This window comes from Pseudokineococcus lusitanus (genome assembly GCF_003751265.1).
Taxonomy (GTDB): Bacteria; Actinomycetota; Actinomycetes; order Actinomycetales; family Quadrisphaeraceae; genus Pseudokineococcus; species Pseudokineococcus lusitanus.
Genome location: NZ_RJKN01000007.1, coordinates 71978 through 93404 on the forward strand (window position 1 = coordinate 71978; position 21427 = coordinate 93404).

The window sequence follows — 21427 nt, forward strand, 5'->3', positions numbered from 1 at the left end:
GGGTGTCGGCTGAGGAGGTGGTGGTGGCGTGGTGCGCGGGTGCGCGCCACCGACGGGCGGCGCGCGGCGCCGTCCGGTGGGTCGGGGAGGGGAGGGGTCAGAGGACCTTCGCGAGGAAGGCGCGGGTGCGGTCGTGGCGCGGGGCCTCGAGCACCTGCTCGGGGGGCCCGGCCTCGACGACCCGGCCCTCGTCCATGAACACGACCTGGTCGGCGGCCTCGCGGGCGAAGCCGATCTCGTGGGTGACGACGACCATGGTCGTGCCGTCGCGGGCCAGGTCCTCGATGACGCCGAGGACCTCGCCGACGAGCTCGGGGTCGAGCGCCGAGGTCGGCTCGTCGAAGAGCAGCACGGCCGGGCGCAGGGCCAGGGCGCGCGCGATGGCCACCCGTTGCTGCTGGCCGCCGGAGAGCTGGCGCGGGTAGGCGCCGGCCCGGTCGCCGAGGCCGACGCGCTCGAGCAGGACGCGGGCCTCCGCCTCGACCTCGGGACGCCCGCGGCGCTGCGCGGACAGCGGCGCCTCGACGACGTTCTCCAGGGCCGTGAGGTGCGGGAAGAGGTTGAAGGACTGGAAGACGAAGCCGAAGCGGGACCGCTGGCGCAGCAGGTCCTTCTCCTTCAGCTCGTGCAGCCGGTCGCCGCCGCGGTGCGGGCGGCGCCGGTAGCCCACGAGCTCGCCGTCGAGCGCGACGAAGCCGCGGTCGACCTTCTCGAGGTGGTTGATGCTGCGGAGCAGCGTCGACTTGCCCGAGCCGGACGGGCCGAGCACGACGGTGACGGTGCCCGGCTCGACGACGAGGTCGACGCCGTGCAGCACCTCCACGCCGCCGAAGGACTTTTGGACGCCGTGGACCTCGACCCGGCCGGCCCGCGGGCCGGCGCTCGGCGTCGCCGGGGCGTTCATCGCGTCGCCCCGCGGGGGGCGCCGAAGCGGGCGAGGACGTCGCCGAGCTCGCCGCGGACCCGCTGCCAGGGGGTCGGGGGCAGCGTGCGGACGGCGCCACGGGCGTAGTACCGCTCGACGTAGTACTGCAGGACGGTGACGACCGTCGTGAGCACGACGTACCAGACCGCCGCGACGAGCAGCATCGGCAGCACCCGCTGCGTGCGGCCGTAGATGACGCTCACCGTGTAGAAGAGCTCGCCGAGGGCCAGCACGTAGACGATGGACGTGCCCTTGAAGAGGCCGATGACCTCGTTGACCGCCGTCGGCACGATGGTGCGCATCGCCTGCGGGAGCACGATGCGGCTCGTCTGCCGGCGCTTCGGGATGCCGAGCGAGGCGGCCGCCTCGAGCTGCCCCTGGTCGACCGAGAGGATGCCGCCGCGCACGATCTCGGCGGAGTAGGCGGCCTGGTGCAGGCCCAGGCCGAGGACGGCCGCGCCGAACTTGTCGATGAGGGAGAGCGTCTCGACGCTGACGAAGGACGGCCCGAAGGGGATGCCGAGGTCGAGGGTCTGGTACAGGTACGCGAGGTTGTACCAGAGCAGCAGCTGGAGGATCAGCGGCACCGAGCGGAACACCCAGGTGTAGCCCCAGCTCACGGCCTGCAGCAGCGGCGAGGACGACAGGCGCATGAGCGCCAGCACCGTGCCGAGCGCGAAGCCGAGGACCGCGGTGACGAGCGTCAGCCGGATGGTCATCCAGACGCCGCGGACGATCGACTCCTCCGTGAGGTACGCGCCGACGACGTCCCACTCCCACCGCGGGTTCGTCACCAACGAGTTGAGGGCCATCGCGAGCAGCACGGCGACGGCGGCCGTCGCCACCCAGCGGCCGGGGTGCCGGGCCGGGACGACCCGCAGCTCGTCGTAGGGCGTGCCGGTGGGCGGCGGCGCGGCCGTCTCGGGGCGCGAGGCGAGCGAGGAGCTCATGAGGGGTCCCCCAGGGTCGTGGTGAAGGCGTAGAACCGCTGGTCCTCGGGCAGCCGGCGCAGGGCGTCGGCGTCGGTGGGGCGGGGCACGGCCGGGTCGAAGAGCGGCGTCCACCCGGCGGCGAGGTAGAGCCCCACCGCCTCCGGCTGGCGCGGTCCGGTGGTCAGGTACATCGAGGCGTAGCCGGCGGCCGCGGCCCGGGCCTGCAGCTCGGCGAGCACCCGCCGGGCCAGGCCTCGGCGGCGGTGCGACCCCGCCGTCCACATCCGCTTGACCTCGGCGGTGCCCGCCCGCTCGTGCCGGCGGTACGCCCCGCCGGCCACGGGGGCGCCGTCCTCGACGAGCAGGAGCAGCTCGCCGTCCGGCGGGAGGAAGTCCGTCGCGGGGTAGCGGGCCATCTCCTGCCCCGCCCCGCCGAAGAGGTCGCCGTACCGGGCGCCGTACTCGGCGGCCAGCTCGGTGAACAGCGGTGCGGCCAGCGGGTCGTCGGGGTGCACGCGCACGACCTCGAGCCCCGGGGCGGCGGTCACCGGGCCACCAGCCGTCGGTCGTCGGCGGGGGCCGTCGTCGGGCGGCGCGCGGGCCCGAGGCCGAGGTGGTCCCGGAGCGTCGGGCCCGCGTAGTCCGCGCGGAAGACGCCGCGCTCCTGCAGCAGCGGGACGACCCGGGCCGCGACGTCGTCGAGGCCGGTCGGGGTGAGGTGCGGCACGAGGATGTAGCCGTCGCAGGCGCGGCACTGCACCGCCTCGTCGACCTGCCGCGCGACCGACGACGGCGTCCCGACGAGGCCGCCGCGGTCGCCGACGGCGATGACGAGCTCGCGGATCGACCAGCGGTTCGCCGCGGCCTGCTCCCGCCACTGCCGGGCGAGGGCGGCGGGGTCCCGGTGGTGGCGGACGCGGCCACGGGTCACCGACACGTGCTCGGGCTCCGGGTCCTCGGCCGGCAGCGGGCCGTCGGGGTCGTACGCGGTGAGGTCGCGGCCCCAGAGCTGCTCGAGGAACGCGATCGCCGCCGGCCCGGTCACCTGCTGCTCCCGGACGTGGCGGGCCCGGTCCCGCGCCTCGGCCTCGGTGTCCCCGAGGACGACGGTGACCGCGGGCAGCACCTTGAGGTCGTCCTCCGTCCGCCCGTGCGCGGCGAGGCGGCCCTTGACGTCGGCGTAGAACGCCTGCCCGGCCTCGACCGTCGAGTGCGCCGTGAAGACGACGTCGGCCTCGCGGGCGGCGAGGTCGCGGCCCTCGGCGGAGTCGCCCGCCTGGAAGAGGACGGGGTGTCCCTGCGGGCCCCGGGGGGTGCCGGGCTCGCCGCGCACCGTGAACTGGCGTCCCCGGTGGTCGACGGGGCGGACGGCGCCGGGGCGCAGGAAGGTCTCCCCGGCCCCCGCCGCGGCGACGGCGTCGTCGTCCCAGGCGTCCCAGAGCTGCCGGGCGACGTCGAGCAGCTCGGCGGCCCGGGTGTAGCGCTCGGCGTGGGGCAGGAAGCCGCCGCGGCGGAAGTTGGCGCCGTGGAAGGCGTCCGAGCTCGTGACGACGTTCCAGCCGGCCCGCCCGCGGGACAGCAGGTCGAGCGTGGCCCACTGCCGTGCGAGCTCGTAGGGCTCGTTGAAGGTCGTCGTGATGGTGCCGACCAGCCCGAGGCGCTCGGTGACGGCGGCGAGCGCCGCCAGCACGGGCAGGGTGTCGGGGCGCCCGACGACGTCGAGGTCGAACAGCTCGCCCTTGTGCTCGCGCAGCCGCAGGCCCTCGGCGAGGAAGAAGAAGTCGAGGCGGGCCTCCTCGGCGGTCCGGGCCAGGTGCTCGAACGAGGAGAGGTCGACCTGGCTGCGCGACCGGGGGTCCGTCCACACGGTGGTGCTGTTGACGCCGGGGAAGTGGGCGCCGAGGTGCACCTGGCGGCGGCTCATCGCGCACCGCCCGCGGTGGCGGGGACCCGGGCGTACCGGGACGCCGGGCGGTCCAGGCCGAGCGTGCCCCGCAGGGTGCGGGCGGGGGGCCCGGTCGGCCGCAGGCCCCGGCGTCGCAGCAGCGGCACGACGTCGTCGACGAGCGCGTCGAGGTCGAGCGGCAGGACCGCGGGCCGGACGACGACGCCGTCGACGCCGGCCCCGCCGTCGCGGCCGCCGGTCCAGGCCCCGACGAGGTCGGCGAGCCCCGCCGCGTCGCCGACGTGCTCGACGGTCCCGGGGTTCGTGTTCGTGGGCGTCCACCGGTCCAGCGCGTCGCGGCGCTCGGCGGCGTCCGGCCCGAGCCAGGCGACGACCTCCACGAGGAGCGCGACCTCCTCGGGGTCCCGGCCCGCCTCCGCGACGAGCCGGTGGAGCGCCCGGCGGTGCGCGACGGCCGTCGCGAGGTCGTGGGCGGGCACGCGGACGACGTCCGCCCGCCGGGCGGCGAACCGCAGGGCGGCGGCGCTGTCGGCCCGGACGACGACCGGCGGCCGGCCCTGGGGCGAGCGCGGGGTGATCGAGGCGCCGGCCACGGAGAACGGGTCGCCCTCGAAGGCGACGGCGTGGATGCGGTCGCGGTCGACGAACCGCCCGGTGGCGACGTCGCGGACCTCCGCGTCGTCCTCCCAGCTGTCCTCCATCCGCGCCACGACCTCGGCGACGTCGTCGGCCTCCGCCCAGAGCTCCTCCTCCTCGAGGGCGCCGCCGGCGACGTCCTTGCGCCCGACGAGCGCGGCCTCCTCGGGGGACCTGCTGACGGCGACCTCCCAGCCCGCGCGGCCGCGGCTCACCCAGTCGAGGGTCTGCACCGCCTTGCCCACGTGGAAGGGCTCGGTGTGCGTCGTCGTCACGGTCGGGACGAGACCGACCCCCGTGGTGAGCGGCGCGACGAAGGAGGCGGTGAGCAGGGGGTCGAGACGGCCGCGGACCCCGCCGTCGACGTCCGCGGGGCCGAGGCCGCCGGGCAGGAGGACGAGGTCGAGCCCGCCGCGCTGCGCCGCCCGCACGAGGGAGACCCAGCGGGCCGGGTCGTGGAGGTGGCCGGGGTCGGCGGCGGGGAGCCGCCAGGCGGCGGGGTGGGCGCCGGCGTCGGACAGCTCGACGCCGAGGAGGGGGGTGGGGGGCATGGGTGCTCCTCGTGCGGGGCCCGGAGGGCCTGCGGACTTGCGGGCGCGTCGCGCCCGCCAGGTCGTCACCCGGGGCACCCCGTGTCGGCGGGGGGTTGCCGGCCAGCGAGCCGGGACTTCGCGCTGGCGCTCAGGACCTGGTCGGGACCGTAGGGCGCCGTCGCTGTTGACGTCAAACATGATCGACCTGGTAGACAATGTCGACGACGCACCGTCACCGCACCCCTTCCGGGAGCCCGCCATGCCCCTGCCCGCCCAGCGCCCCGCCCGACCTCCCACGCTCGTCGTCGTCGGCGCGGGCCCCACCGCCGTCGGTGTCCTCGAGCGCCTCCTGGCCAACGCCCCCGTGCTGTCCGGGGGGCGACGGGCCCGGGTCCACCTCGTCGACCCCTTCCCGCCCGGCGGCGGCCGGGTCTGGCGCTCCGAGCAGCCCGACCTGCTCCGCGCCAACTCGCTCGTGGGCGACGTGACCGTCCTGCCCGACGCCTCCGTGCACGTCGAGGGGCCGGTCGGCGCAGGCACGACGCTGGCGGAGTGGGTGCGGGAGGTCGCCGCCGCCCGCCCCGACGACGACCCCGTCGGCCGCGAGGCCCGGCGCCTGACGCCCGCGTCCTTCCCCTCCCGTCCGCTCGTCAGCGCCTACCTCGGCTGGGTGCTCGAGCAGGTGGTCGCCGACGCCGCGCCGTGGCTGGACGTCCGGCACCACGCCGCCCGCGCGGTCGACCTCGCGGACGGGCCCGACGGCGCCGTCGTCCGGCTGGCCGACGGCACCCTGCTCGCCGCCGACGTCGTGCTCCTCGCGCAGGGGCACCTCGACGCCCGCCCCACGGCCGCGGAGCGGGAGCTGGCCGCCGACGCCGCCCGCCACGGCCTCACCTACGTGCCCACCGCCTACACCGCCGACGCCGACCTGTCGGTCGTCCCGGCGGGCGAGGACGTCCTCGTGCGGGGCGCCGGGCTGGCGTTCGTCGACCTCGCGGTGCTGCTCACCGGCGGCCGCGGCGGCCGCTTCGAGCGGGGGGACGACGGCCGGCTGCGGTACCTGCCGTCGGGGCGCGAGCCGGTCCTCCACGTGGGGTCGCGCCGCGGCGTCCCCTACCGCTCCAAGCTGGGCTACCCGTGGGCGGGACCCCCTGTGCCGCTGCGCTTCTTCACCCCCGCCGCCGTCGACGAGGCCCTCGGCGACCGGCAGGTCGACCTCCGCGCCGACCTCGCCCCGCTCGTGGCGCGCGAGCTGGCGTGGGCGCACTACACCGAGCTCTTCCGGACCTCGCCCGGGCGGACCGCCGTCGGGTGGGACGACTTCGCCGAGGCCTTCGTGGCCGCCGGCGACCGCACGGCCGAGCGGGCCCTCGTCGAGCGGTCCGTCCCGGACCCGCGCGACCGGTTCGACCTCGCCGCCCTCGACCGGCCGCTGGCCGGACGCCGGCTCGACGACGCCGCGTCGCTGCAGGAGGCCGTCCGGGAGCACGTGCGCGCCGACCTGGAGCGGGCGGCCGACCCCGCCTTCTCCTCCGACGCCGCGGTGTTCACCGCGCTGCTGCGCTGCCACGGGACGGTCGCGGCGCTCGTCGCCGCCCGTCGGCTCACCCCCCGCTCGGAGGCCGAGGACGTCTCCGGCTGGTGGACGAACCTCTTCAGCTACCTCGCCAGCGGTCCGCCCGGGCCACGCCTGGAGGAGCTCCTCGCGCTGTCCGAGGCGGGCCTGCTGCACTTCCTCGGCGCCGAGACCGAGGTCGGGCTCGACGAGGCGGCCGGTGTCTTCACGGCCCGCTCGGCGAGCCGGCCCGGTACGACGACGGCGCGCGTCCTCGTCGACGCCCGGCTGCCGCAGCCGGACGTCACGGCGACGACCGACCCGCTCGTCGCGGGCCTGCTCGCCCGCGGCGCCGCCCGCGAGCGCACCAGCGCCGACCCGGGCGCCGAGGGCGGGGCCGGCGCACGGGCCGGCTCGACGTCGACACGGCGCTGCACGTCGTGACGGCGGACGGCACGCCGCACCCGCGCGTCCTCGCCGCCGGCTTCTGGACGGCGGGGGCGCAGGTCGCGGCCTTCGCCCGCCCCGGCACCGACGCCCCCTTCTTCCGGCAGAACGACGCGCTGGCGCGCCGGCTGTGGCGGGCGCTCGACGCCGGCCACGCCGGGGGCCCGGGTCGGCCGGACCACCTCGGGGACGCCGTCCTCGCCACCGCCGCCGGAGGAGCCCGATGACCACGACCGCCCTGCTGACGGACACCTTCCGCGAGGTGATGGCCGGCGTCTGCACGCCCGTGTCGGTCGTCACGACCCTGACCGGCGGGGCGCCGCACGGCACGACCGTGAGCGCCTTCGCGTCCCTGTCGCTCGACCCGCCCATGGTGCTGGTCTCCCTCGACCGCCGCTCCGACCTGCTGCGCCGGCTGCCGGAGGGCGGCCGCTTCGGCCTCAACGTCCTCGGCAGCGGGCAGGCGCCCCTCGCCGCGGCCTTCGCCCGCAAGGGCGACGACAAGTTCGCGGGCGTCGCCTGGGACGTCGAGGACGGGGCGCCCCGGCTGGCGGGCTGCCCCGGCTGGCTGGCCTGCACCGTGGCCGCCCGCGTCGACGGCGGTGACCACGTCGTCGTCCTCGGGCAGGTCCGCGCGGCCGCCGCGGACGGCGGCGCGCCGCTCACGTACTTCGCCCGGTCCTTCGGCACCCACCGGGCCCTCGTCGCCTGAGGCGGGCGGCCGAGCGGGAGGGCCGCGGCTCAGCGCAGCTCGCGCACCGGCCCGACGGCGGAGGTCGCCAGGCGCAGCCGCGTCGGCGCCCCGGCGGGGGCCCCGGGCACGCCGTCGCGGACCGAGACGGCCAGCGCCGCGACGTCGTAGGTGCCGGCGCCGTCGTCGCGCTGGTCGTTGACGACGAGCCGCACCGTCGTCCCCAGACCGCGCAGGGAGGTCCGCGTCGCCGTCGTGACGGCGGGGGCCGAGGCGCTGATCCCGCGGCCCAGGACGGACGCGACGCCGTCGGGCCCGAGGAGGCCGGCCTGGAGCCCGCCCGTCAGCACGCCCAGCAGCGGCCCCAGTTCGAGGCCGGCGAGCACCCGCACGGTCGCCGTGCCGGCCAGCACCTGCGTGAGCGTCCCGCGGACCGTGAGGACCTCGACGGGCAGGCCCAGGAGCCTCGCGCCGACGTCGACGCGGACCTGGGCCGCCCCCAGCGCGGTCGCGAGCGCCGTCTGCAGGTCGAGGGCGTACGCGCGCACGAGCGCGTCGACGCGGGCCTCGACGACGGCGACGAGCGCGGGGTCGAGCACGAGCTCGGTGCCGGGGGCCCGGCCGTCCAGGCCGCCCTGCACGAGGCGGGCGAGGTCGACGGTGACGGTGCCGGCCTGGAGGTCGACGACGACGTCCGTGCCCTCGCCGAGGCGGGTGCGGAGGACGGGGGCCAGGGCGCCGGCGACGTCGACGTCCACCGCGACGGCGACGCGGACGTCGGCCACGGGCCCCAGGAGCGCCAGCGTGCTCGTCAGGGTGGGGGCCAGGGCGCCGGCCAGCTGCTGCTCCAGCGCTCGGACGGCGGCCGTCGCCGAGGCCGTCGCCGAGGTCACGGTGGAGGCCACGACGGGCACCGCCGGGGTGGCGAGCCGTCCGCGCAGGCCGGCGACGCCGTAGTCGCGGCGCAGCCACGGACGGCCCTCGGCCAGCTCGCAGCCGTCGAGGGCCGCCGTGCTGGCCAGCGCCCCCACCTCGAGGCGGAGGCCGGCGAGGTCGGCGGCGCCGGGCGCGAGCGCGGCGAGGTCGAGCACCGCGGGGCCGGGCAGGGCGCCGGAGGGCACGCTGCCGGTGGTCCCCGACGTCCGGACGACGCCGGCGTCGGTGACGGCCCCCGTGGCCGCGGCGGCACGCCCGGTGCTCGAGGCGCGGGCCTGCTGCTCGAGCACCCCCGCGGCCTGGCCGGCGGCCGGGAGCAGCACGAGGTCGGTCGTCCCCGTCGACGCCGTCCGCAGCGCGGTGACGCCGAGGGTCGCCGCGTAGCCGTCGCCGCCGACGGACCGGGCCGAGGCCGGGTCGGGCACCGGGCTGCTGCCCGCCGTCCCGGCGTGCGTCGTCCGGACGCCGCGCAGCGCCACGACGTCGTCGAGCGGCGTGCCGAGCAGGGTGCCCTGGAGGAGACGGCTCTGCGCGGCCGTGCTCCAGCGGTACGGGGTGCGGCAGTCGCGCGCCACGCCGAGGCCCGGCAGGGCCCGCACGTGCTCGGTGTCGAGCCAGGCGGCGTCGCTGAGCGCGACGGGGGCGGCCGTCCCCGGGTCGTCGCCGAGGGCGGGCAGGACGCCGACGACGAGGGCCGCCGCCGCGGCCGCCGCGGTGACGAGGAGCAGCCGGGCCCTCACGCCGCGCCGTCCGTCCGGCGGCGGGCGGGGCGGGCGCGCAGCAGCAGGCCCGCGCCCAGCGCGCCGCCCGCGAGGAGGAGGGCGGGCAGCGCCTCGGCGCCCGTCCGGGCGAGGCGGGAGGGCAGCGAGGGGCGCGCCGGCGCGGCGGGGCCCGCGGACGGCGGGCCCGCGGGGACGGGGCGCGCGACGGGCACGGCGGCCACGGGCGCGGCGGTACCGGGCGTACCGACGGGGGCGGGCGTCGTCCCGGTCGTCGGCGTCGCCCCGGGGGCGGCCGACGGGGGAGGGGGCGTCGGGGAGGGCGAGGGCGCGGGACCGCCGGCGGGCGGGTCGAGCCGGTCGCCCACCGCGGTGATGCCGACGCCGACGTCCGACCGGGCGCCCTGCAGCTCGTCGGGGGCGTCGGCGGGCAGGCCGACCGTCAGGAGGAGGTGCTCGCCGTCCGTGCGGTCGAGGTGGCGCTCGACGAGCGCGACGGCCGGGTCGACGTCGGCGAGCCGCTGCGGCGGCACGGGCCGACGGTGCCCGGCGGCGCAGCGGGGACGGTCCGGGGCCGACGCCGCGTGCAGGCCCTGCTCCACCCCCTGCCAGGCGACGGCGCAGGACTCCAGCTCGACGACGAGGCCGCGCGGGTGCTCGACGAGGGGGCCGGCGGCCCACAGGCGCACCTGCAGGTCGCCCTCGGGGGCGCCGTCGAGGGCGGCCTCCACCGTCCAGTGCACCTGCTGGCCGGGCGCGATGCTCGACAGCGCCGTGGGGTCGACGGTGGAGCGCACGCGGAGGACGTCCGCCGGCTGCGCGGGGGCGGTGGTCGCGGCGGCGGCGGGGGCGAGGAGCAGGCCCCCGAGGGCGGCGGCCGCGACGCCGGCGAGGGCCGCGCCCGCGCTCACGCCCGCACCGGGCCGCGGGCGTCCTCGCGGCGCGGCCAGGAGGTCACGACGACGAGGGCGGCCGCCGCGAGCGTGAGCGCGCCCATGACCGGCGGGGTGCGCACGCGCTCGAGCCACGCGCCGACGGCGGGGGCGGACCACAGCACGCGGCCGACGCGGGTCACGGCGTAGGGCGCCGGGTCGTCCGAGGCGTTGGCGTCGCCCCGCAGGACGAGCTGCACGCCGCCGGCGACCGACGGGTCCGGCGTCGCCCGGACCACGCGGTGGGTGATGGGCAGCGAGCCGTCGCCGCGCTGCACGGTCACGACGTCCCCGGGCCCGACGTCGGCCGCGGCCACGTCCTGCACGACGGCGACGGCGCCCGTGGGCATCGTCGGGGCCATCGAGCCCGTCCGGAAGACGACGAGGGTCGAGCCGGTGACCTCGCCGAGCAGGAGCAGGGCGAGGCAGGCCACCCCCGCGACCGCGGCCAGGGTCAGCCCCAGCTCGCGGACGGTGCGCAGCGCGCGGCCCATGTCGTCGTCCCCTCGTGGTGCAGGTGCTGGTGCTGGTGCTCGGGCGTGCGGGTCAGACGGACTGGCTGTCGAAGGCCCAGACCGGGGAGGCCGCCGTGCCCTGCAGCGCGTCGGGGACGCCGGACGGGAGGGTGATGGCGAAGCACAGGTCCACGGGCGTGCCGGGCGCGGAGCTCGTCGCGGCGGGCAGCGCGAGGGCGCCGGTCGCGGAGCCGGTCGTCAGGGTGGCGCCGGCGGCGGTGAGGGGGGTGCCGAGCCCGGCGCCGGCGAAGGCCGCCGCGTCGCAGGCCTCGCGGGGCACGCCGGCGCGGACGCTGTAGCGCAGCGCGGAGAAGAGGCCGGCGTCGCTGCCCGCGGCGGCGACGGCGCCGCGGAGGGTCACGGTGCCGGCGACGCTGCCCGTCGTCGCGCGCAGCTGCATCGGGGCGTGGACGACGTCGCCGGGCGACAGGGTGCGGGCCTTCAGCGGGCTGAAGGTCAGGCCGCCCGCCGCCGCCTGGGTCTCGCGGTCGGCGAACTGCGCCGTGCCGCCCGCGCCGTCCCAGACGTTCTGCTGGACCTCGAAGACGGCCGCGGCGACACCGCCCGTGCCGCCCGCCCCGCCGTTGCCGAAGACCCACTCGGTGTCGGTCCACGACGCGAGGGTGGCCGCCGAGCCGACGCCGAGGACGAGACCGCCGGCGAGCAGGGCGCGCACACGACCGGGCCGACGACGCCGGGGGGCCGCGGCCGACCAGGTGTAGGCGGGGCTGGTGCGGCTCGCGGTCTGCGTGGACATCGGACTTCCCCCAGGTCGCGGCGGGGGAGGCGTGTCCTCCGGCGGGCGCCGCACGAGGGACGTCGGCCGCACCGAGCGCTCGGCCACGGTCGTCCACGCTTCAACCACCGGGCGGGACCGTCGGGGGGAGGGCCGGCGGCGGGAGCCGACGGGTGCCCGCGGCACCCGTCGACGTCAACGGTGGGGCGGGCGGCGGGAGCGCCGGAGAAGGGTGCGTGCTCCGCGGCCGTGGCGCGCGACCGGCCGGCCGGGACCTCCGGCGGGTCACCCGGCCGGACCAGCGGGTGGGCCCCCGCCGGGCGGGGCCGGGCGCCGGGCGGGCTCAGGTGAGGAGGCCGAGCAGCCGGTCGAGGACCGGAACGAGCGTGGGGATCAGCGCGGCCACGAGGCCGAGCACGAGGAGGACGGCGAGCAGCCGCGCCCCCGGCGAGAGGCCGCCGTCGGGGGAGCGGAAGGAGCGGAGGACCACGTCAGACCTCCTCGTCGCGGGTCGCGCCTACTCGGCGTCCTCGAGACCGGCCGGCAGGTGGCCGGTGCTCCTGCGGTAGTACCCGGCGGCGTTGCGCCGGAAGGCGAGGCGGGCGATGCCGACGACGGCGCCCGACAGGACGGCCCAGGCGACCGCCTCCGCCCACGAGGTCTCGTCCGACTCGGGGTTGAGCGGCGGGTCGTCGCCGTGACGGCTCTTGCGCCACACCGCGCTCAGCACCTTGTTGGCCAGCAGCCCGGTCGCCACGGAGCCGCCCGTGGCGACCGCCTTCCACATGAGTCCAGCCATGGCCCGACCCTGCCCCGGCCCTCCGGGCAGGGCAAGCGCTGCGCGGAGGCGCGGGCTCGTCCGGCCACCGGGAGGAGTGCCCGGGTCGTCACGCCCTGTCCGTCCAGCCACGGTGGGTAGCCAAGAGTGGTCCGTCCGGGTGATGATCTGGCGAGCACGGGCACGGGGGTGACCATCACGTCACCCGTCGTGCCCCGACGTACACGTCGCCGGCACCGGCGCTGGAGGCCACGGTGAAGCTGTTCCGCTGCGGGGACGTGGTCCCCGGCTGCGCCGCGACCTTCCGCGCCGTCGAGGAGGACGAGATCCTCGGCGCCGTCGGGGAGCACGCCGTCCGCGACCACGGCGTCCAGCCCGACGACGCGATGGTGGCCCGGGTCCGCCGGCTCGTCGTCGTGGAGCCGGAGCCGTGACGCCCGCCGCCGCCGCCGCGCTCGCCGCCTCGGCGCTCCCGGCGCCGCCCGCTGCCGCCCCCGTCCGCAGGGCACGGTCGCGCCCGTCGCGCGGCCGGGGTCCCGCCGCGGTCCGCGCGGTCCTGGGCGACCCGGCGCTGCTCGACCTGGCCGTGCAGCCCATCGTCGACGTCGCGCGCGGGGCGGTGGCCGGCTACGAGGTCCTCGCCCGTCCGGACGAGCGGCTCGGCGTCGGGCCGGCCGACCTCTTCGGCGCCGCCCGCCACGACCTCGCCTGCCTCGCCGAGCTGCACGTCGTCGCGCTGCGCGCCGCGCGCGAGCTCCGCGACTCCCTGCCCGCCGACACCTTCCTCACGGTCAACGTCGACCCGCGCGCGCTCGGGATGCCCCTCGTGCTGGAGGAGCTGCTCGGCTGGGGGCCGCTCGGCGGCGTCGTCGTCGAGCTCCTCGAGGGGGAGTGGCCCGAGGACCCCCGCCCGCTGCGCGCCGGGCTCGACGCCGTCACGTGCGCCGGGGCCCTCGTCGCCCTCGACGACGTGGGGTCGGCGTGGGCGGGGCTGGCCCACGTGCTGGAGGTCCGGCCCGCCCTCGTCAAGGTCGACCGCGGCCTCGCCGACGGCCTCGGGCGCGACCCCGCCGCCGAGGCCGCCGTGCGTGCCGTGGGCGAGCTGGCCGCCACCCTCGACGCCTGGGTGTGCCTCGAGGGCGTGGAGCGGCCCGAGCAGCTGGCCGCCGCGGCGCGGCTGCGGGTGCCGCTGGCCCAGGGCTACCTGCTCGGCCGTCCCGGCCGGGCCTGGCCGCAGCCGGACCTCGGCCCGCTGCTCGGCGCCGGACGGCAGCGGACGTCGTCCGGGCTGGGGGCGCTCGCCGTCGCCGAGGCCCCCGGCGAGCTGGAGCGGGACGCGCACGGGCGCCCGGTCGCCGTCGTCCAGCCGATGCCCGACGGCACGCCGTGGCGCCACCCGGCCATGACGCTGTCGGCGGCCACGCGGCCCCAGGACGCGCTGCACCGCGCCATGGCCCGGCTGCCCCGGCACCGCTTCGCGCCGCTCGTCGTCACGGGCCCCGACGGCCGCCCGGTGGGGCTCGTCCCCGTCGACGTCCTCGCCGCCGCGGTGGCGGGCCTCCCCCTGCAGGGCCCGGCCGCCTCCCACCCCGCCGCGGGCTGACGGGCCCGGGCCGGACGCCCCGACGTCGGCCCGACGCGCCGCAACCTGCGCGAAACACGACGTCACCGGCGCGCCACACGACCGGGGCACCGTGGTCCTCGTCACACCGGCCCACCCCAGGCGGCCGCCGGTCGACGGGTGCCCGAGCAGCGTGGACCCCGGCGGCCCGGCCCGCCCCCCGCGCCGCCGCGCCCGTCCCGCAGGAGTCCCCATGAGCGCCATGACGTCCGCCCGGACCGCCGCCCCCGCCGCCGGCCGCCCCCTCGCCACCGGCCACCGTGCCCTCGCCGAGGGGCACCCGGCCCTCGCCCGTGCCGCCCACCCCGCCGGCACCGGCCGCGCCCGTCGCAGCCGCGCCCTGCCCCGCCGCACGGCCCCGCCGCCCCTGCCCGTCGAGCGCGGCCTGGCCCTGGCCCGGCAGCCCTGGCACCTCGTGCCCGCGGGCCCGGGCCTCGGGGCCGTCGGCGTGGACGAGGACAGCCCGCTCGACGTGCGCGCCGGCCTCGGCGCGGCCCTCGAGGCCCGCGCCGCCGGCCCGCTGCTCGTCCGCGGCGCCGTCGCGGCCGACCTGCCCGCGCTCGCCGCGCTCCACGGGCGCTGCACCGGCACGACCCTGCTCCAGCGCTACCGGGCGGGGGGCCGGGCGCCGTCCCTCACCGCCCTCACGGCGATGCTCCACGAGCCGCTGCTCCTCGTCGTCCTCTCCGCCCCGCGCCACGTCGTCGCCGTCGCGACGGCGTCGGTCGGCGAGCGGCCCAGCAGCGACTTCACGACGGAGATGGGCGTCCTCGTCGAGGACGCCTGGCAGGCCCGCGGTGTCGGCGCGGCCCTGGCCCGCCACGTGGGCGCCTCGCTGCGCCGGCTCGGCTACGGCCAGGTCGTCACCCGCTCGGCGACGTCGTCGCTCCCGCTCTCGCGCGTCATGGAGCGGGTGGGCACCACGCGTCACGTGCTCGCGCCCGACGGCGGCTCCCAGCTCGTCACCCGCCTGGACGTCGAGGCCCTCGACGGCTTCGCGGGCGGCGCCGGCGTCCCCGGCGTCGCGGCGCTCACCGCCGCCCGCTGACCCGCCCCGCCCCCGCCCCGCCCCCCGACGTGCGACCTCGTCGGGCCGGGGGGAGGCCCTGTGCCGGTCGACACGTCAGGTGCCGGTCGACGCCTCAGGGGGCGGTGCGGGGGCGCAGCACCGCGGTGACCGCGCGGTGGTCGCTGCCGACGTCGTCGAGCGCCTGCCCGACGACGGACCAGGCCCCCGGGTCGGCGAGGACGTGGTCGATCGGCGAGGCGAGGGCCGGCGGCAGGTCCGTCGGCCAGGAGCCGCCGGTGACGGCGGCCGCGGGGTCGCACGCCGAGCCGCGCAGGACCGCGTGGTCGCGGGTGGCGTTGAGGTCGCCCGCGACGACGCCGCCGGGCAGCCGGGCGCACAGGGCCACGGCCATGGCCGTCTCGGCGCGCCACCGGTCCATGTCGAAGAGCACGGGGACCGCCGGCAGCGTGTGGACCGACGCGAGCGGCGGGCCGTCGCCGTCCGCGGGCCGCGCGACGACGGCGCCGCCGAGCAGCGGCGGCGCCGGCTCGGCGACGTAGGGGCCGAGCTCCTCGGCGACGAGCAGGTGCGTGTCCGCGCGCACGAGGGGCAGGAGCAGGCCGTCCGCCCACGAGCCGGGCAGGACGGGCCCGACCGGTTCCGCGGAGAGCAGCTGCACCGGGCGCCCCGCGGCGGCGAGCGCGTCGGCGACGGCGCGCGCGGCCTCGGGGCGGGTCTCGGAGAGCGCGAGGACCTGCGAGCCACGTCGCAGCGCGAGGGCGGCGACGTCGTCGGGCGTGGCGCCGTCCGGGCCCGCGTTGAGCGCGGTGACGACGAGGTCGCCCTCCCGCGCCGACGACGTCCCGGCCGCGGTCCCCGCCGGCACCTCGGGGCGCAGCGCGAGCGCCCCCGCGTGGCCGCCGGCGACGAGCACGAGGACGAGCGCGAGGGCGAGGGCCTGCGGCGGCGTGCGGCGGTGCGCCGCCCGGCGACGGGCGAGGCGCACGAGGCCCGCGACGACGAGCAGGACGACGGCGAGCGCCAGGCACCCGGCCGCGCTCGCGGCGCGGAGCTGGACGCCCTGGGCCCACGGCGTCGTCTCGGAGAGCCCGACGAGGCGGGGGGCCACGCCGACGACGGCCACCACGCCGACGAGACCGGCCGCGGCCCAGGCGATGCCGGTGGCGACCCGGTCCGCCCGGGGCCGCGGGGGCGTGGCGGCGGTCGCGCCGTGCGGCGTCCCCGGCGGTCCGACGCGGCGGCGCGGGGGGAGCAGCACCCGCCGAGCGTGCCCCACGGCACCGACGCCCGCGCGGGCGCCGGTGCCGGGGGGCACGCGGCGGACGGACGGTCAGGCGGCGGGCACCATGCCGTGGGGGTCGAGCACGAACTTCTGGGCCACGCCGCTGTCGAACTCGGCGTACCCGCGGGGGGCGTCCTCGAGCGGGATGACCGTGGCGTTGACGGCCTTCGCGATCTGCACCTTGTCGTGGAGGATCGCCGTCATGAGCTGCCGGTTGTAGCGCATGACGGGGCACTGGCCCGTGGTGAAGGACAGCGACTTCGCCCAGCCCGTGCCGAGGCTCAGCGAGAGGGCGCCCTTCTTGGCGGCCTCGTCGACGCCGCCCGGGTCCCCGGTGACGTAGAGACCGGGGATGCCCAGCGCGCCGCCGGCCGCGGTGATCTCCATGAGCGAGTTGAGGACCGTCGCCGGTGCCTCCTGGCCGGAGCCCTCGCCGTGGCCGCGCGCCTCGAAGCCGACGGCGTCGACGCCGCAGTCGACCTCCGGGACGCCGAGGAGCTGCTCGATCTGGTCCTTCGGGTCGCCCTTGCCGACGTCGACCGTCTCGCAGCCGAAGCTGCGCGCCTGGGCCAGCCGGCGCTCGTCGAGGTCGCCGACGACGACGACCGCGGCCCCCAGCAGCTGGGCGCCCACGGCGGCGGCGAGCCCCACCGGCCCGGCGCCGGCGATGTAGACGGTCGAGCCGGGGCCCACCCCGGCCGTCACCGCGCCGTGGAAGCCCGTGGGGAAGATGTCGGAGAGCATCGTGAGGTCGCGGATCTTCTCCAGCGCCTGGTCCCGGTCGGGGAAGGGCAGGAGGTTCCAGTCGGCGTAGGGGACGACGACGTAGTCGGCCTGGCCGCCGACCCACCCGCCCATGTCGACGTAGCCGTAGGCCGAGCCGGGGCGGTCGGGGTTGACGTTGAGGCAGATCCCCGTCTTGCCCTCCTTGCACATCCGGCAGCGGCCGCAGGCGATGTTGAAGGGCACCGAGCAGATGTCGCCCTTGGTGATGAACTCCACACCCGGGCCGGTCTCGACGACCTCGCCGGTGATCTCGTGCCCGAGGACCAGGCCCTCGGGCGCCGTCGTCCGGCCGCGGACCATGTGCTGGTCGCTGCCGCAGATGTTGCTCGTGACGACCTTGAGGATCGCCGCGTGCGGCAACGACCGGCCGACGTTGGCCGGGTTGACGCCCGGGCCGTCCTTGAGCTCGAAGGTGGGGTAGTCGATCTCGCCGACCTCGACCTTGCCGGGACCGACGTACTTGACCGCGCGGTTGCCTGCCACAGAGGACCTCCAGGGGAGGGGCCCCCGCACCGTCACGGGCGCCCGTGGTCGGACCCCACAACCGCCGGCGGGGGCTGTCAAGCGGGGGCGTCGTCGCTCCCGCCGGTGCCCGCCGGGAGGCCGCGCCAGGTGCCCGGCGGCGTGACGAGCGCCACATCCGCGGGCCCGAGGAGGGGCTCGGCGGGTGCTCCGGAGGGGGACGCCGTGGACCCCGGGAACACGGAGGGCGCCGGACGTGCTTGACTGTGCTGGTCGTCCAGTTCCGTGTGTCGTGTTTCACCACGTGCTCGGTATCAGTGCGGCGGTGGTTCGGCCTCGACAGGAGGGGCCGTTACGCCGTCGCGTGGGTCGGCCGGTCCCGCACGGTGCGGGACCGACACCCGTGAGGAGTGGTTCGCATGGCACAGGGAACCGTCAAGTGGTTCAACGCCGAGAAGGGCTTCGGCTTCATCGCCCCCGACGACGGCGGCGCTGACGTCTTCGTCCACCACAGCCAGATCGACATCCAGGGCTACCGCACCCTCGACGAGGGTCAGGCCGTGGAGTTCGAGGTCGGCCAGGGCCAGAAGGGCCCCCAGGCCCAGGGCGTCCGCCCCCTCTGATCCTGACGTGAGGCAGGCGCCGGTCCGCCGGTAGCCGCCCACCGCACCACCGGAGCCCGTCTCCCCCTCGGGGGAGGCGGGCTCCGTCGCGTCCGGGCCCGGCCGGTCTCAGGCCCCGGTGAGCACCACGCGGTTGCCGTCGGGGTCCGCGAGGACGAGCAGCCGGGCACCACCGCCCGGCTGCGGCCCGTCGTGCGCGACGCCGGCGGAGGTCAGCCGCGCGGCGAGGTCGTCGAGGTCGTCGACGGCGAGGACGCAGCCGGACCCGCCGGCCCGTGCCGGCTCGTGCCACACCTGCACGCCGCCGCCGGCGACGGGTCGCCACTCGAGCAGGCCGTCCATCGGCCGGGCCGCGGGCGGTCCTCCGAGCACGAGCGCGTACCAGCGCCCGGCCACCTCCGGGTCGCTCACGGGTAGGTTCGCCATCACGCCGGTCACGGCCACGTCGTCCTCCGGGGGTCGGGCCCGGTCGGTCCCGGGCCGCTGCGGTCGGTCGCAGGGCTGACCGTGCGGCGACCACCGGCTCATCGGCGCCCGGCGCCCTCAGGCGTCCCGTCGCCGTCGCCACCACGGCCGCCGCCGGGCGGGTGCCTCGGGCGGGACCGGCGGCGGCGGGGGCGGGTGCGCCTCCCGCCAGCGCTCGAGCTGCACCTCGAGGTCGAGCGGGCCTACCGCCAGGGGCGGCCCCGACGCCGGGCGGAGGTAGGCGTCGCGCAGCCGGGCGTTGAAGTCGGCGACGACCTCGCGCACCTCCGCCTCGGTCCGCAGGTCCGGGACGGACGCCCGCAGGTCCGAGCGCTCGCGGCGCAGGAGCAGCCCGACCGGCAGGGCGGCGGACAGGTCGGCGCCCTCGCGCTCGGCCCAGTCGAGCACCCACTGGTGCGCGGTGCGCTGCCGGTGCAGGTCCGGGATGGGCCTGCCCTCGCCCCGCAGGCCGGCGAAGGCGCCGCGGGCCTGCGCCTCGCGGATCTGCTGCTCCACCCGGTCGGCCGGGCGCGTGCCGCGCCCGGGCCGACGGGTCGCGCCGTCGTCCGCCCCGCCGTCCTGCGGCGTCCCCGCCTCGCCCACGTCCGCCTCCCGTCGTCGCCGTCCATCCTGCGACGGCGCCCCGGCCCCCGCCCGCCCCGCCCTCCCGCGACGTGCGGCCGCGTCGTGCCCCGGCACGTCGTGGTGGGGGAGGTCGGGCCCGGGTGCGGACGGCGTCCCGCGTGGCACCGTGGGTGCATGCCCCGGATGCCGATGCCCGACGACGTCGTCGCCCTGCTGCGCCGGCCGAACCCCGCGGTCATGGCGACCGTCGCCGCCGACGGCCGTCCGGTCACGGTGGCCACGTGGTACCTGCTCGAGGACGACGGGCGTCTCCTCCTCGGCCTCGACGCCGGGCGCGCCCGCCTGGAGCACCTGCGCCGCGACGGCCGCGTCTCGCTGACGGCGCTCGCCGAGGGCGACTGGTACACCCACGTCAGCGTCCAGGGCCGGGTCGTCTCCGTCGTCGTCGACGAGGGGCTCGCCGGGATCGACCGGCTCTCGCAGCACTACACCGGTCGCGACTACCCGGCGCGCGACCGGCCGCGCGTCCTCGTCCGCGTCGAGCTCGAGCGCTGGCACGGCTGGGGCGCGGCGGCGCAGCCCGAGGGGTAGGCGCACGAGAGCAGCGTCACGCCCCGACGACGCCCGCGGGGACCTCCGCGGTGCCGGGCGTCCGGGAGGATGCGCCCCGTGGTCAGCCCCGACGTCCCGCCGCCGTCCTTCGTCGTCGCTGCGGACGGCACCCGGCTCGCGACCTACCGCTGGCCGGCCGAGCAGCCCGAGGGCGACGGCGGGGAGGCCGCCCGTCGCCCCGTCGTCCTCCTCGTCCACGGCTTCGCCTCGAGCGCGACGGCCAACTTCGCGGTCACCGGCTGGGTGCGCGACCTCACCCGCGCGGGCTTCGACGTCGTCGCCCTCGACCAGCGCGGGCACGGCGCCAGCGACAGCCCCGACGACCCGTCGCGCTACGGCCTGCCGCTGCTGGTCGACGACGTCCTCGCGGTGCTCGACGCCCACGACCTCGACGCCGTCCACTACGTCGGCTACTCCCTCGGCGCGCGGGTGGGGTGGCAGACGGCGGTCCGCGCGCCGGAGCGCGTGCTCGCGGCCGTGCTCGGCGGCATCCCCGACGGCGAGCCGCTGGCCCGCTTCGACGTCCCCGCCGCGCGGGCGCACCTGGAGACGGGCGCGGAGGTGGCCGACCGCATCACCGCCGCCTACCTGACGATGGCGGACTCGGTGGCGGGCAACGACGTCCGCGCGCTCGTCAGCCTCGTCGAGGGCATGCGCGGCAGCGGCGAGCCCGACGCCGACCACCCGCCGCAGCAGCCCGTCCTCTTCGCGACGGGCAGCGAGGACCGGATCCTCGACCGCTCGCGGACGCTGGCCTCCGCCGTCCCCGCAGGGGCCTTCTTCGAGATCCCGGGCCGGCACCACTTCAACGCGCCCACCTCGCGGCACTTCCGGACCGCGGCGATCGACTTCCTCACCGACGCCGCCGACGACGCGCCCGCGCCGCGGCGGGACCTGCCGCCGGAGCTGGCGCGCTCGTGGCTGCTCGTGCCGGCGCTCGGCACCGACCTCGCGGCCGCGGCGGCGAGCGGCGCGGACGCGCTCGTCCTCGACCTCGAGGACTCCGTCGACGAGACCCGCAAGGACGCGGCCCGCGAGGCCGCCGTCGCGTGGCTCGCCGGGGGCGGCCGCGGCTGGGTGCGGGTCAACGGGCGGGCGACGTCGCACTGGCCGCGCGACGTCGACGCGCTGCGCGGCGTCGCCGGCCTCGTCGGCGTCGTGCTGTCGAAGACGGAGGCGGCGACGGAGGTCACCGAGACGAGCGACCGCCTCGGCGGCGACGTCCCCGTCGTCGCCCTCGTCGAGTCCGCCGTCGGCGTCGAGGAGGCCGTCGCGGTCGCCCGGGCCCGCGGCTGCGCCCGGCTGGCCTTCGGCAGCGCCGACTACCGGCTGGACACGGGCACCGGCGACACCGAGGTGGCGATGGGCTACCCGCGCTCGCGGCTCGTCGTCGCCAGCCGGGTGGGCGGCCTGCCCGGTCCGGTGGACGGGCCGACGACGAGCAGCAGCCGCCCCGCGCTGCGCGAGGACTGCGAGACCGCGGTCCAGCTCGGCCTCACCGGGAAGCTCTGCGCCGCACCGGAGCAGGTGGGTGTCGTCAACGAGGCGCTCAGCCCGACGCCCACCGACGTGGCGTGGGCGCGGACCTTCCTCGCCGACTTCGCCGCGCGCGACCGCGTCGTCCGCGACGCCGGCGACCTGCCGCGCCTGGGGCGCGCGGAGCGGATCGAGCGGCTCGCCGCGGCCTACGGCGTCGCGCCGGGCTGAGGCGGGTGGCGCG

The 21427-nt window shown here is 78.5% G+C and carries 24 protein-coding genes, 1 pseudogene and 1 riboswitch; of the genes and pseudogenes, 10 read left to right on the forward strand and 15 right to left on the reverse strand.

From position 1 onward, the window contains the following. Window positions 1-97: 97 nt before the first annotated feature. From EDC03_RS13395 to EDC03_RS13415, 5 genes are read right to left on the reverse strand one after another with little or no spacing between them, the layout of a single operon-like run. Window positions 98-904, reverse strand: coding sequence for an amino acid ABC transporter ATP-binding protein (locus EDC03_RS13395; RefSeq protein WP_123380759.1), 807 nt, complete (start codon window positions 902-904; stop codon window positions 98-100). Beyond that, a complete protein-coding gene (locus tag EDC03_RS13400) occupies window positions 901-1875 on the reverse strand; it encodes an amino acid ABC transporter permease (protein ID WP_123380760.1) in 975 nt (324 codons plus the stop codon). The genes EDC03_RS13395 and EDC03_RS13400 overlap by 4 nt, the downstream gene beginning before the upstream one ends. Next, window positions 1872-2405 carry a GNAT family N-acetyltransferase gene (locus EDC03_RS13405; RefSeq protein ID WP_241967194.1) on the reverse strand — a complete coding sequence of 178 codons (534 nt, stop codon included), beginning with the start codon at window positions 2403-2405 and terminating at the stop codon, window positions 1872-1874. Before EDC03_RS13405 ends, EDC03_RS13400 begins: the two co-directional genes overlap by 4 nt. After that, on the reverse strand, window positions 2402-3781 hold the full coding sequence (locus tag EDC03_RS13410; protein WP_123380761.1) for an NtaA/DmoA family FMN-dependent monooxygenase: 1380 nt from the start codon (window positions 3779-3781) through the stop codon (window positions 2402-2404). Before EDC03_RS13410 ends, EDC03_RS13405 begins: the two co-directional genes overlap by 4 nt. Continuing rightward, entirely contained in the window at window positions 3778-4950 is a 1173-nt protein-coding gene (locus tag EDC03_RS13415) for an LLM class flavin-dependent oxidoreductase (RefSeq protein WP_123380762.1), read from the reverse strand. Before EDC03_RS13415 ends, EDC03_RS13410 begins: the two co-directional genes overlap by 4 nt. Window positions 4951-4978: 28 nt before the next feature. Then, window positions 4979-5088: riboswitch (SAM riboswitch) on the reverse strand. A gap of 103 nt (window positions 5089-5191) precedes the next feature. Here EDC03_RS13415 and EDC03_RS13420 point away from each other — a divergent pair. Genes EDC03_RS13420 through EDC03_RS13425 form a run of 3 tightly spaced genes read left to right on the forward strand, consistent with a single transcriptional unit; the run spans window position 5192 to window position 7646 of the window. After that, a complete protein-coding gene (locus EDC03_RS13420) occupies window positions 5192-6931 on the forward strand; it encodes an FAD/NAD(P)-binding protein (protein ID WP_199720248.1) in 1740 nt (579 codons plus the stop codon). Continuing rightward, complete coding sequence (locus EDC03_RS17915) at window positions 6928-7161, forward strand: hypothetical protein (protein WP_199720249.1); 234 nt, start codon at window positions 6928-6930, stop codon at window positions 7159-7161. Before EDC03_RS13420 ends, EDC03_RS17915 begins: the two co-directional genes overlap by 4 nt. Then, a complete protein-coding gene (locus EDC03_RS13425; RefSeq protein WP_123380763.1) occupies window positions 7158-7646 on the forward strand; it encodes a flavin reductase family protein in 489 nt (162 codons plus the stop codon). Before EDC03_RS17915 ends, EDC03_RS13425 begins: the two co-directional genes overlap by 4 nt. A 29-nt stretch (window positions 7647-7675) precedes the next feature. Here the strand turns inward: EDC03_RS13425 and EDC03_RS13430 are convergent, their stop codons facing one another. The 6 genes from EDC03_RS13430 to EDC03_RS13450 all read right to left on the reverse strand — a co-directional run bounded on the left by EDC03_RS13430 (window position 7676) and on the right by EDC03_RS13450 (window position 12262). After that, window positions 7676-9301: a choice-of-anchor G family protein gene (locus tag EDC03_RS13430; RefSeq protein WP_123380764.1), complete on the reverse strand. Its 1626-nt coding sequence runs from the start codon at window positions 9299-9301 to the stop codon at window positions 7676-7678. Further along, a complete protein-coding gene (locus EDC03_RS13435) occupies window positions 9298-10191 on the reverse strand; it encodes a hypothetical protein (RefSeq protein WP_123380765.1) in 894 nt (297 codons plus the stop codon). Before EDC03_RS13435 ends, EDC03_RS13430 begins: the two co-directional genes overlap by 4 nt. After that, the gene (locus tag EDC03_RS13440) at window positions 10188-10706 is read right to left on the reverse strand and encodes a signal peptidase I (RefSeq protein ID WP_123380766.1); all 519 of its coding nucleotides are present in this window, start codon (window positions 10704-10706) and stop codon (window positions 10188-10190) included. The genes EDC03_RS13435 and EDC03_RS13440 overlap by 4 nt, the downstream gene beginning before the upstream one ends. 52 nt (window positions 10707-10758) lie before the next feature. Continuing rightward, entirely contained in the window at window positions 10759-11484 is a 726-nt protein-coding gene (locus EDC03_RS13445) for a SipW-dependent-type signal peptide-containing protein (protein WP_123380767.1), read from the reverse strand. A gap of 322 nt (window positions 11485-11806) precedes the next feature. Further along, window positions 11807-11953 carry a hypothetical protein gene (locus EDC03_RS17675; protein ID WP_158674309.1) on the reverse strand — a complete coding sequence of 49 codons (147 nt, stop codon included), beginning with the start codon at window positions 11951-11953 and terminating at the stop codon, window positions 11807-11809. Between the two features lie 27 nt (window positions 11954-11980). Further along, complete coding sequence (locus EDC03_RS13450; protein ID WP_123380768.1) at window positions 11981-12262, reverse strand: DUF4235 domain-containing protein; 282 nt, start codon at window positions 12260-12262, stop codon at window positions 11981-11983. 233 nt (window positions 12263-12495) lie between these two features. Here EDC03_RS13450 and EDC03_RS13455 point away from each other — a divergent pair, with 233 nt between their 5' ends. From EDC03_RS13455 to EDC03_RS13465, 3 genes are all read left to right on the forward strand, one after another. Then, the gene (locus tag EDC03_RS13455) at window positions 12496-12675 is read left to right on the forward strand and encodes a DUF1059 domain-containing protein (RefSeq protein ID WP_123380769.1); all 180 of its coding nucleotides are present in this window, start codon (window positions 12496-12498) and stop codon (window positions 12673-12675) included. After that, complete coding sequence (locus EDC03_RS13460) at window positions 12672-13844, forward strand: EAL domain-containing protein (RefSeq protein ID WP_123380770.1); 1173 nt, start codon at window positions 12672-12674, stop codon at window positions 13842-13844. Before EDC03_RS13455 ends, EDC03_RS13460 begins: the two co-directional genes overlap by 4 nt. 211 nt (window positions 13845-14055) lie before the next feature. Beyond that, window positions 14056-14910: a hypothetical protein gene (locus tag EDC03_RS13465; protein WP_123380771.1), complete on the forward strand. Its 855-nt coding sequence runs from the start codon at window positions 14056-14058 to the stop codon at window positions 14908-14910. 94 nt (window positions 14911-15004) lie between these two features. Here the strand turns inward: EDC03_RS13465 and EDC03_RS13470 are convergent, their stop codons facing one another. Both EDC03_RS13470 and fdhA read right to left on the reverse strand, forming a co-directional pair. Continuing rightward, complete coding sequence (locus tag EDC03_RS13470) at window positions 15005-16150, reverse strand: endonuclease/exonuclease/phosphatase family protein (protein ID WP_148058093.1); 1146 nt, start codon at window positions 16148-16150, stop codon at window positions 15005-15007. 72 nt (window positions 16151-16222) lie between these two features. Beyond that, the gene (gene fdhA / locus EDC03_RS13475; RefSeq protein WP_123380773.1) at window positions 16223-17443 is read right to left on the reverse strand and encodes a formaldehyde dehydrogenase, glutathione-independent; all 1221 of its coding nucleotides are present in this window, start codon (window positions 17441-17443) and stop codon (window positions 16223-16225) included. 398 nt (window positions 17444-17841) lie between these two features. On the opposite strand from fdhA, the gene EDC03_RS13480 reads away from it, so the two are divergent. Beyond that, entirely contained in the window at window positions 17842-18045 is a 204-nt protein-coding gene (locus tag EDC03_RS13480) for a cold-shock protein (RefSeq protein WP_123380774.1), read from the forward strand. Between the two features lie 108 nt (window positions 18046-18153). Here EDC03_RS13480 and EDC03_RS13485 read toward each other — a convergent pair whose 3' ends face one another. Together EDC03_RS13485 and EDC03_RS13490 are read right to left on the reverse strand one after the other, a co-directional pair. Beyond that, entirely contained in the window at window positions 18154-18456 is a 303-nt protein-coding gene (locus tag EDC03_RS13485; RefSeq protein WP_241967195.1) for a VOC family protein, read from the reverse strand. A gap of 132 nt (window positions 18457-18588) precedes the next feature. Beyond that, window positions 18589-19113: a DnaJ family domain-containing protein gene (locus tag EDC03_RS13490; RefSeq protein WP_158674310.1), complete on the reverse strand. Its 525-nt coding sequence runs from the start codon at window positions 19111-19113 to the stop codon at window positions 18589-18591. Between the two features lie 156 nt (window positions 19114-19269). Here EDC03_RS13490 and EDC03_RS13495 point away from each other — a divergent pair, with 156 nt between their 5' ends. The 3 genes and pseudogenes from EDC03_RS13495 (at window position 19270) to EDC03_RS18605 (ending at window position 21414) form a co-directional block, all read left to right on the forward strand. Next, a complete protein-coding gene (locus tag EDC03_RS13495) occupies window positions 19270-19686 on the forward strand; it encodes a TIGR03618 family F420-dependent PPOX class oxidoreductase (protein ID WP_123380917.1) in 417 nt (138 codons plus the stop codon). A gap of 69 nt (window positions 19687-19755) precedes the next feature. Next, window positions 19756-20187: pseudogene (locus EDC03_RS18625) on the forward strand (alpha/beta fold hydrolase); the annotation flags it as partial. A gap of 363 nt (window positions 20188-20550) precedes the next feature. Further along, window positions 20551-21414 (forward strand): HpcH/HpaI aldolase/citrate lyase family protein, encoded by an 864-nt coding sequence (locus tag EDC03_RS18605; protein ID WP_422393830.1) that lies wholly within the window; start codon window positions 20551-20553, stop codon window positions 21412-21414. Window positions 21415-21427 lie beyond the last annotated feature (13 nt).

Bases quoted from the DNA above. Each gene is read 5' to 3' on its own strand.
- EDC03_RS13395 (WP_123380759.1), bottom strand. From the start codon at position 904: ATGAACGCCCCGGCGACGCCGAGCGCCGGCCCGCGGGCCGGCCGGGTC.
- EDC03_RS13400 (WP_123380760.1), bottom strand. From the start codon at position 1,875: ATGAGCTCCTCGCTCGCCTCGCGCCCCGAGACGGCCGCGCCGCCGCCC.
- EDC03_RS13410 (WP_123380761.1), bottom strand. From the start codon at position 3,781: ATGAGCCGCCGCCAGGTGCACCTCGGCGCCCACTTCCCCGGCGTCAAC.
- EDC03_RS13415 (WP_123380762.1), bottom strand. From the start codon at position 4,950: ATGCCCCCCACCCCCCTCCTCGGCGTCGAGCTGTCCGACGCCGGCGCC.
- EDC03_RS13420 (WP_199720248.1), top strand. From the start codon at position 5,192: ATGCCCCTGCCCGCCCAGCGCCCCGCCCGACCTCCCACGCTCGTCGTC.
- EDC03_RS13425 (WP_123380763.1), top strand. From the start codon at position 7,158: ATGACCACGACCGCCCTGCTGACGGACACCTTCCGCGAGGTGATGGCC.
- EDC03_RS13440 (WP_123380766.1), bottom strand. From the start codon at position 10,706: ATGGGCCGCGCGCTGCGCACCGTCCGCGAGCTGGGGCTGACCCTGGCC.
- EDC03_RS13445 (WP_123380767.1), bottom strand. From the start codon at position 11,484: ATGTCCACGCAGACCGCGAGCCGCACCAGCCCCGCCTACACCTGGTCG.
- EDC03_RS13450 (WP_123380768.1), bottom strand. From the start codon at position 12,262: ATGGCTGGACTCATGTGGAAGGCGGTCGCCACGGGCGGCTCCGTGGCG.
- EDC03_RS13465 (WP_123380771.1), top strand. From the start codon at position 14,056: ATGAGCGCCATGACGTCCGCCCGGACCGCCGCCCCCGCCGCCGGCCGC.
- EDC03_RS13480 (WP_123380774.1), top strand. From the start codon at position 17,842: ATGGCACAGGGAACCGTCAAGTGGTTCAACGCCGAGAAGGGCTTCGGC.
- EDC03_RS13495 (WP_123380917.1), top strand. From the start codon at position 19,270: ATGCCCCGGATGCCGATGCCCGACGACGTCGTCGCCCTGCTGCGCCGG.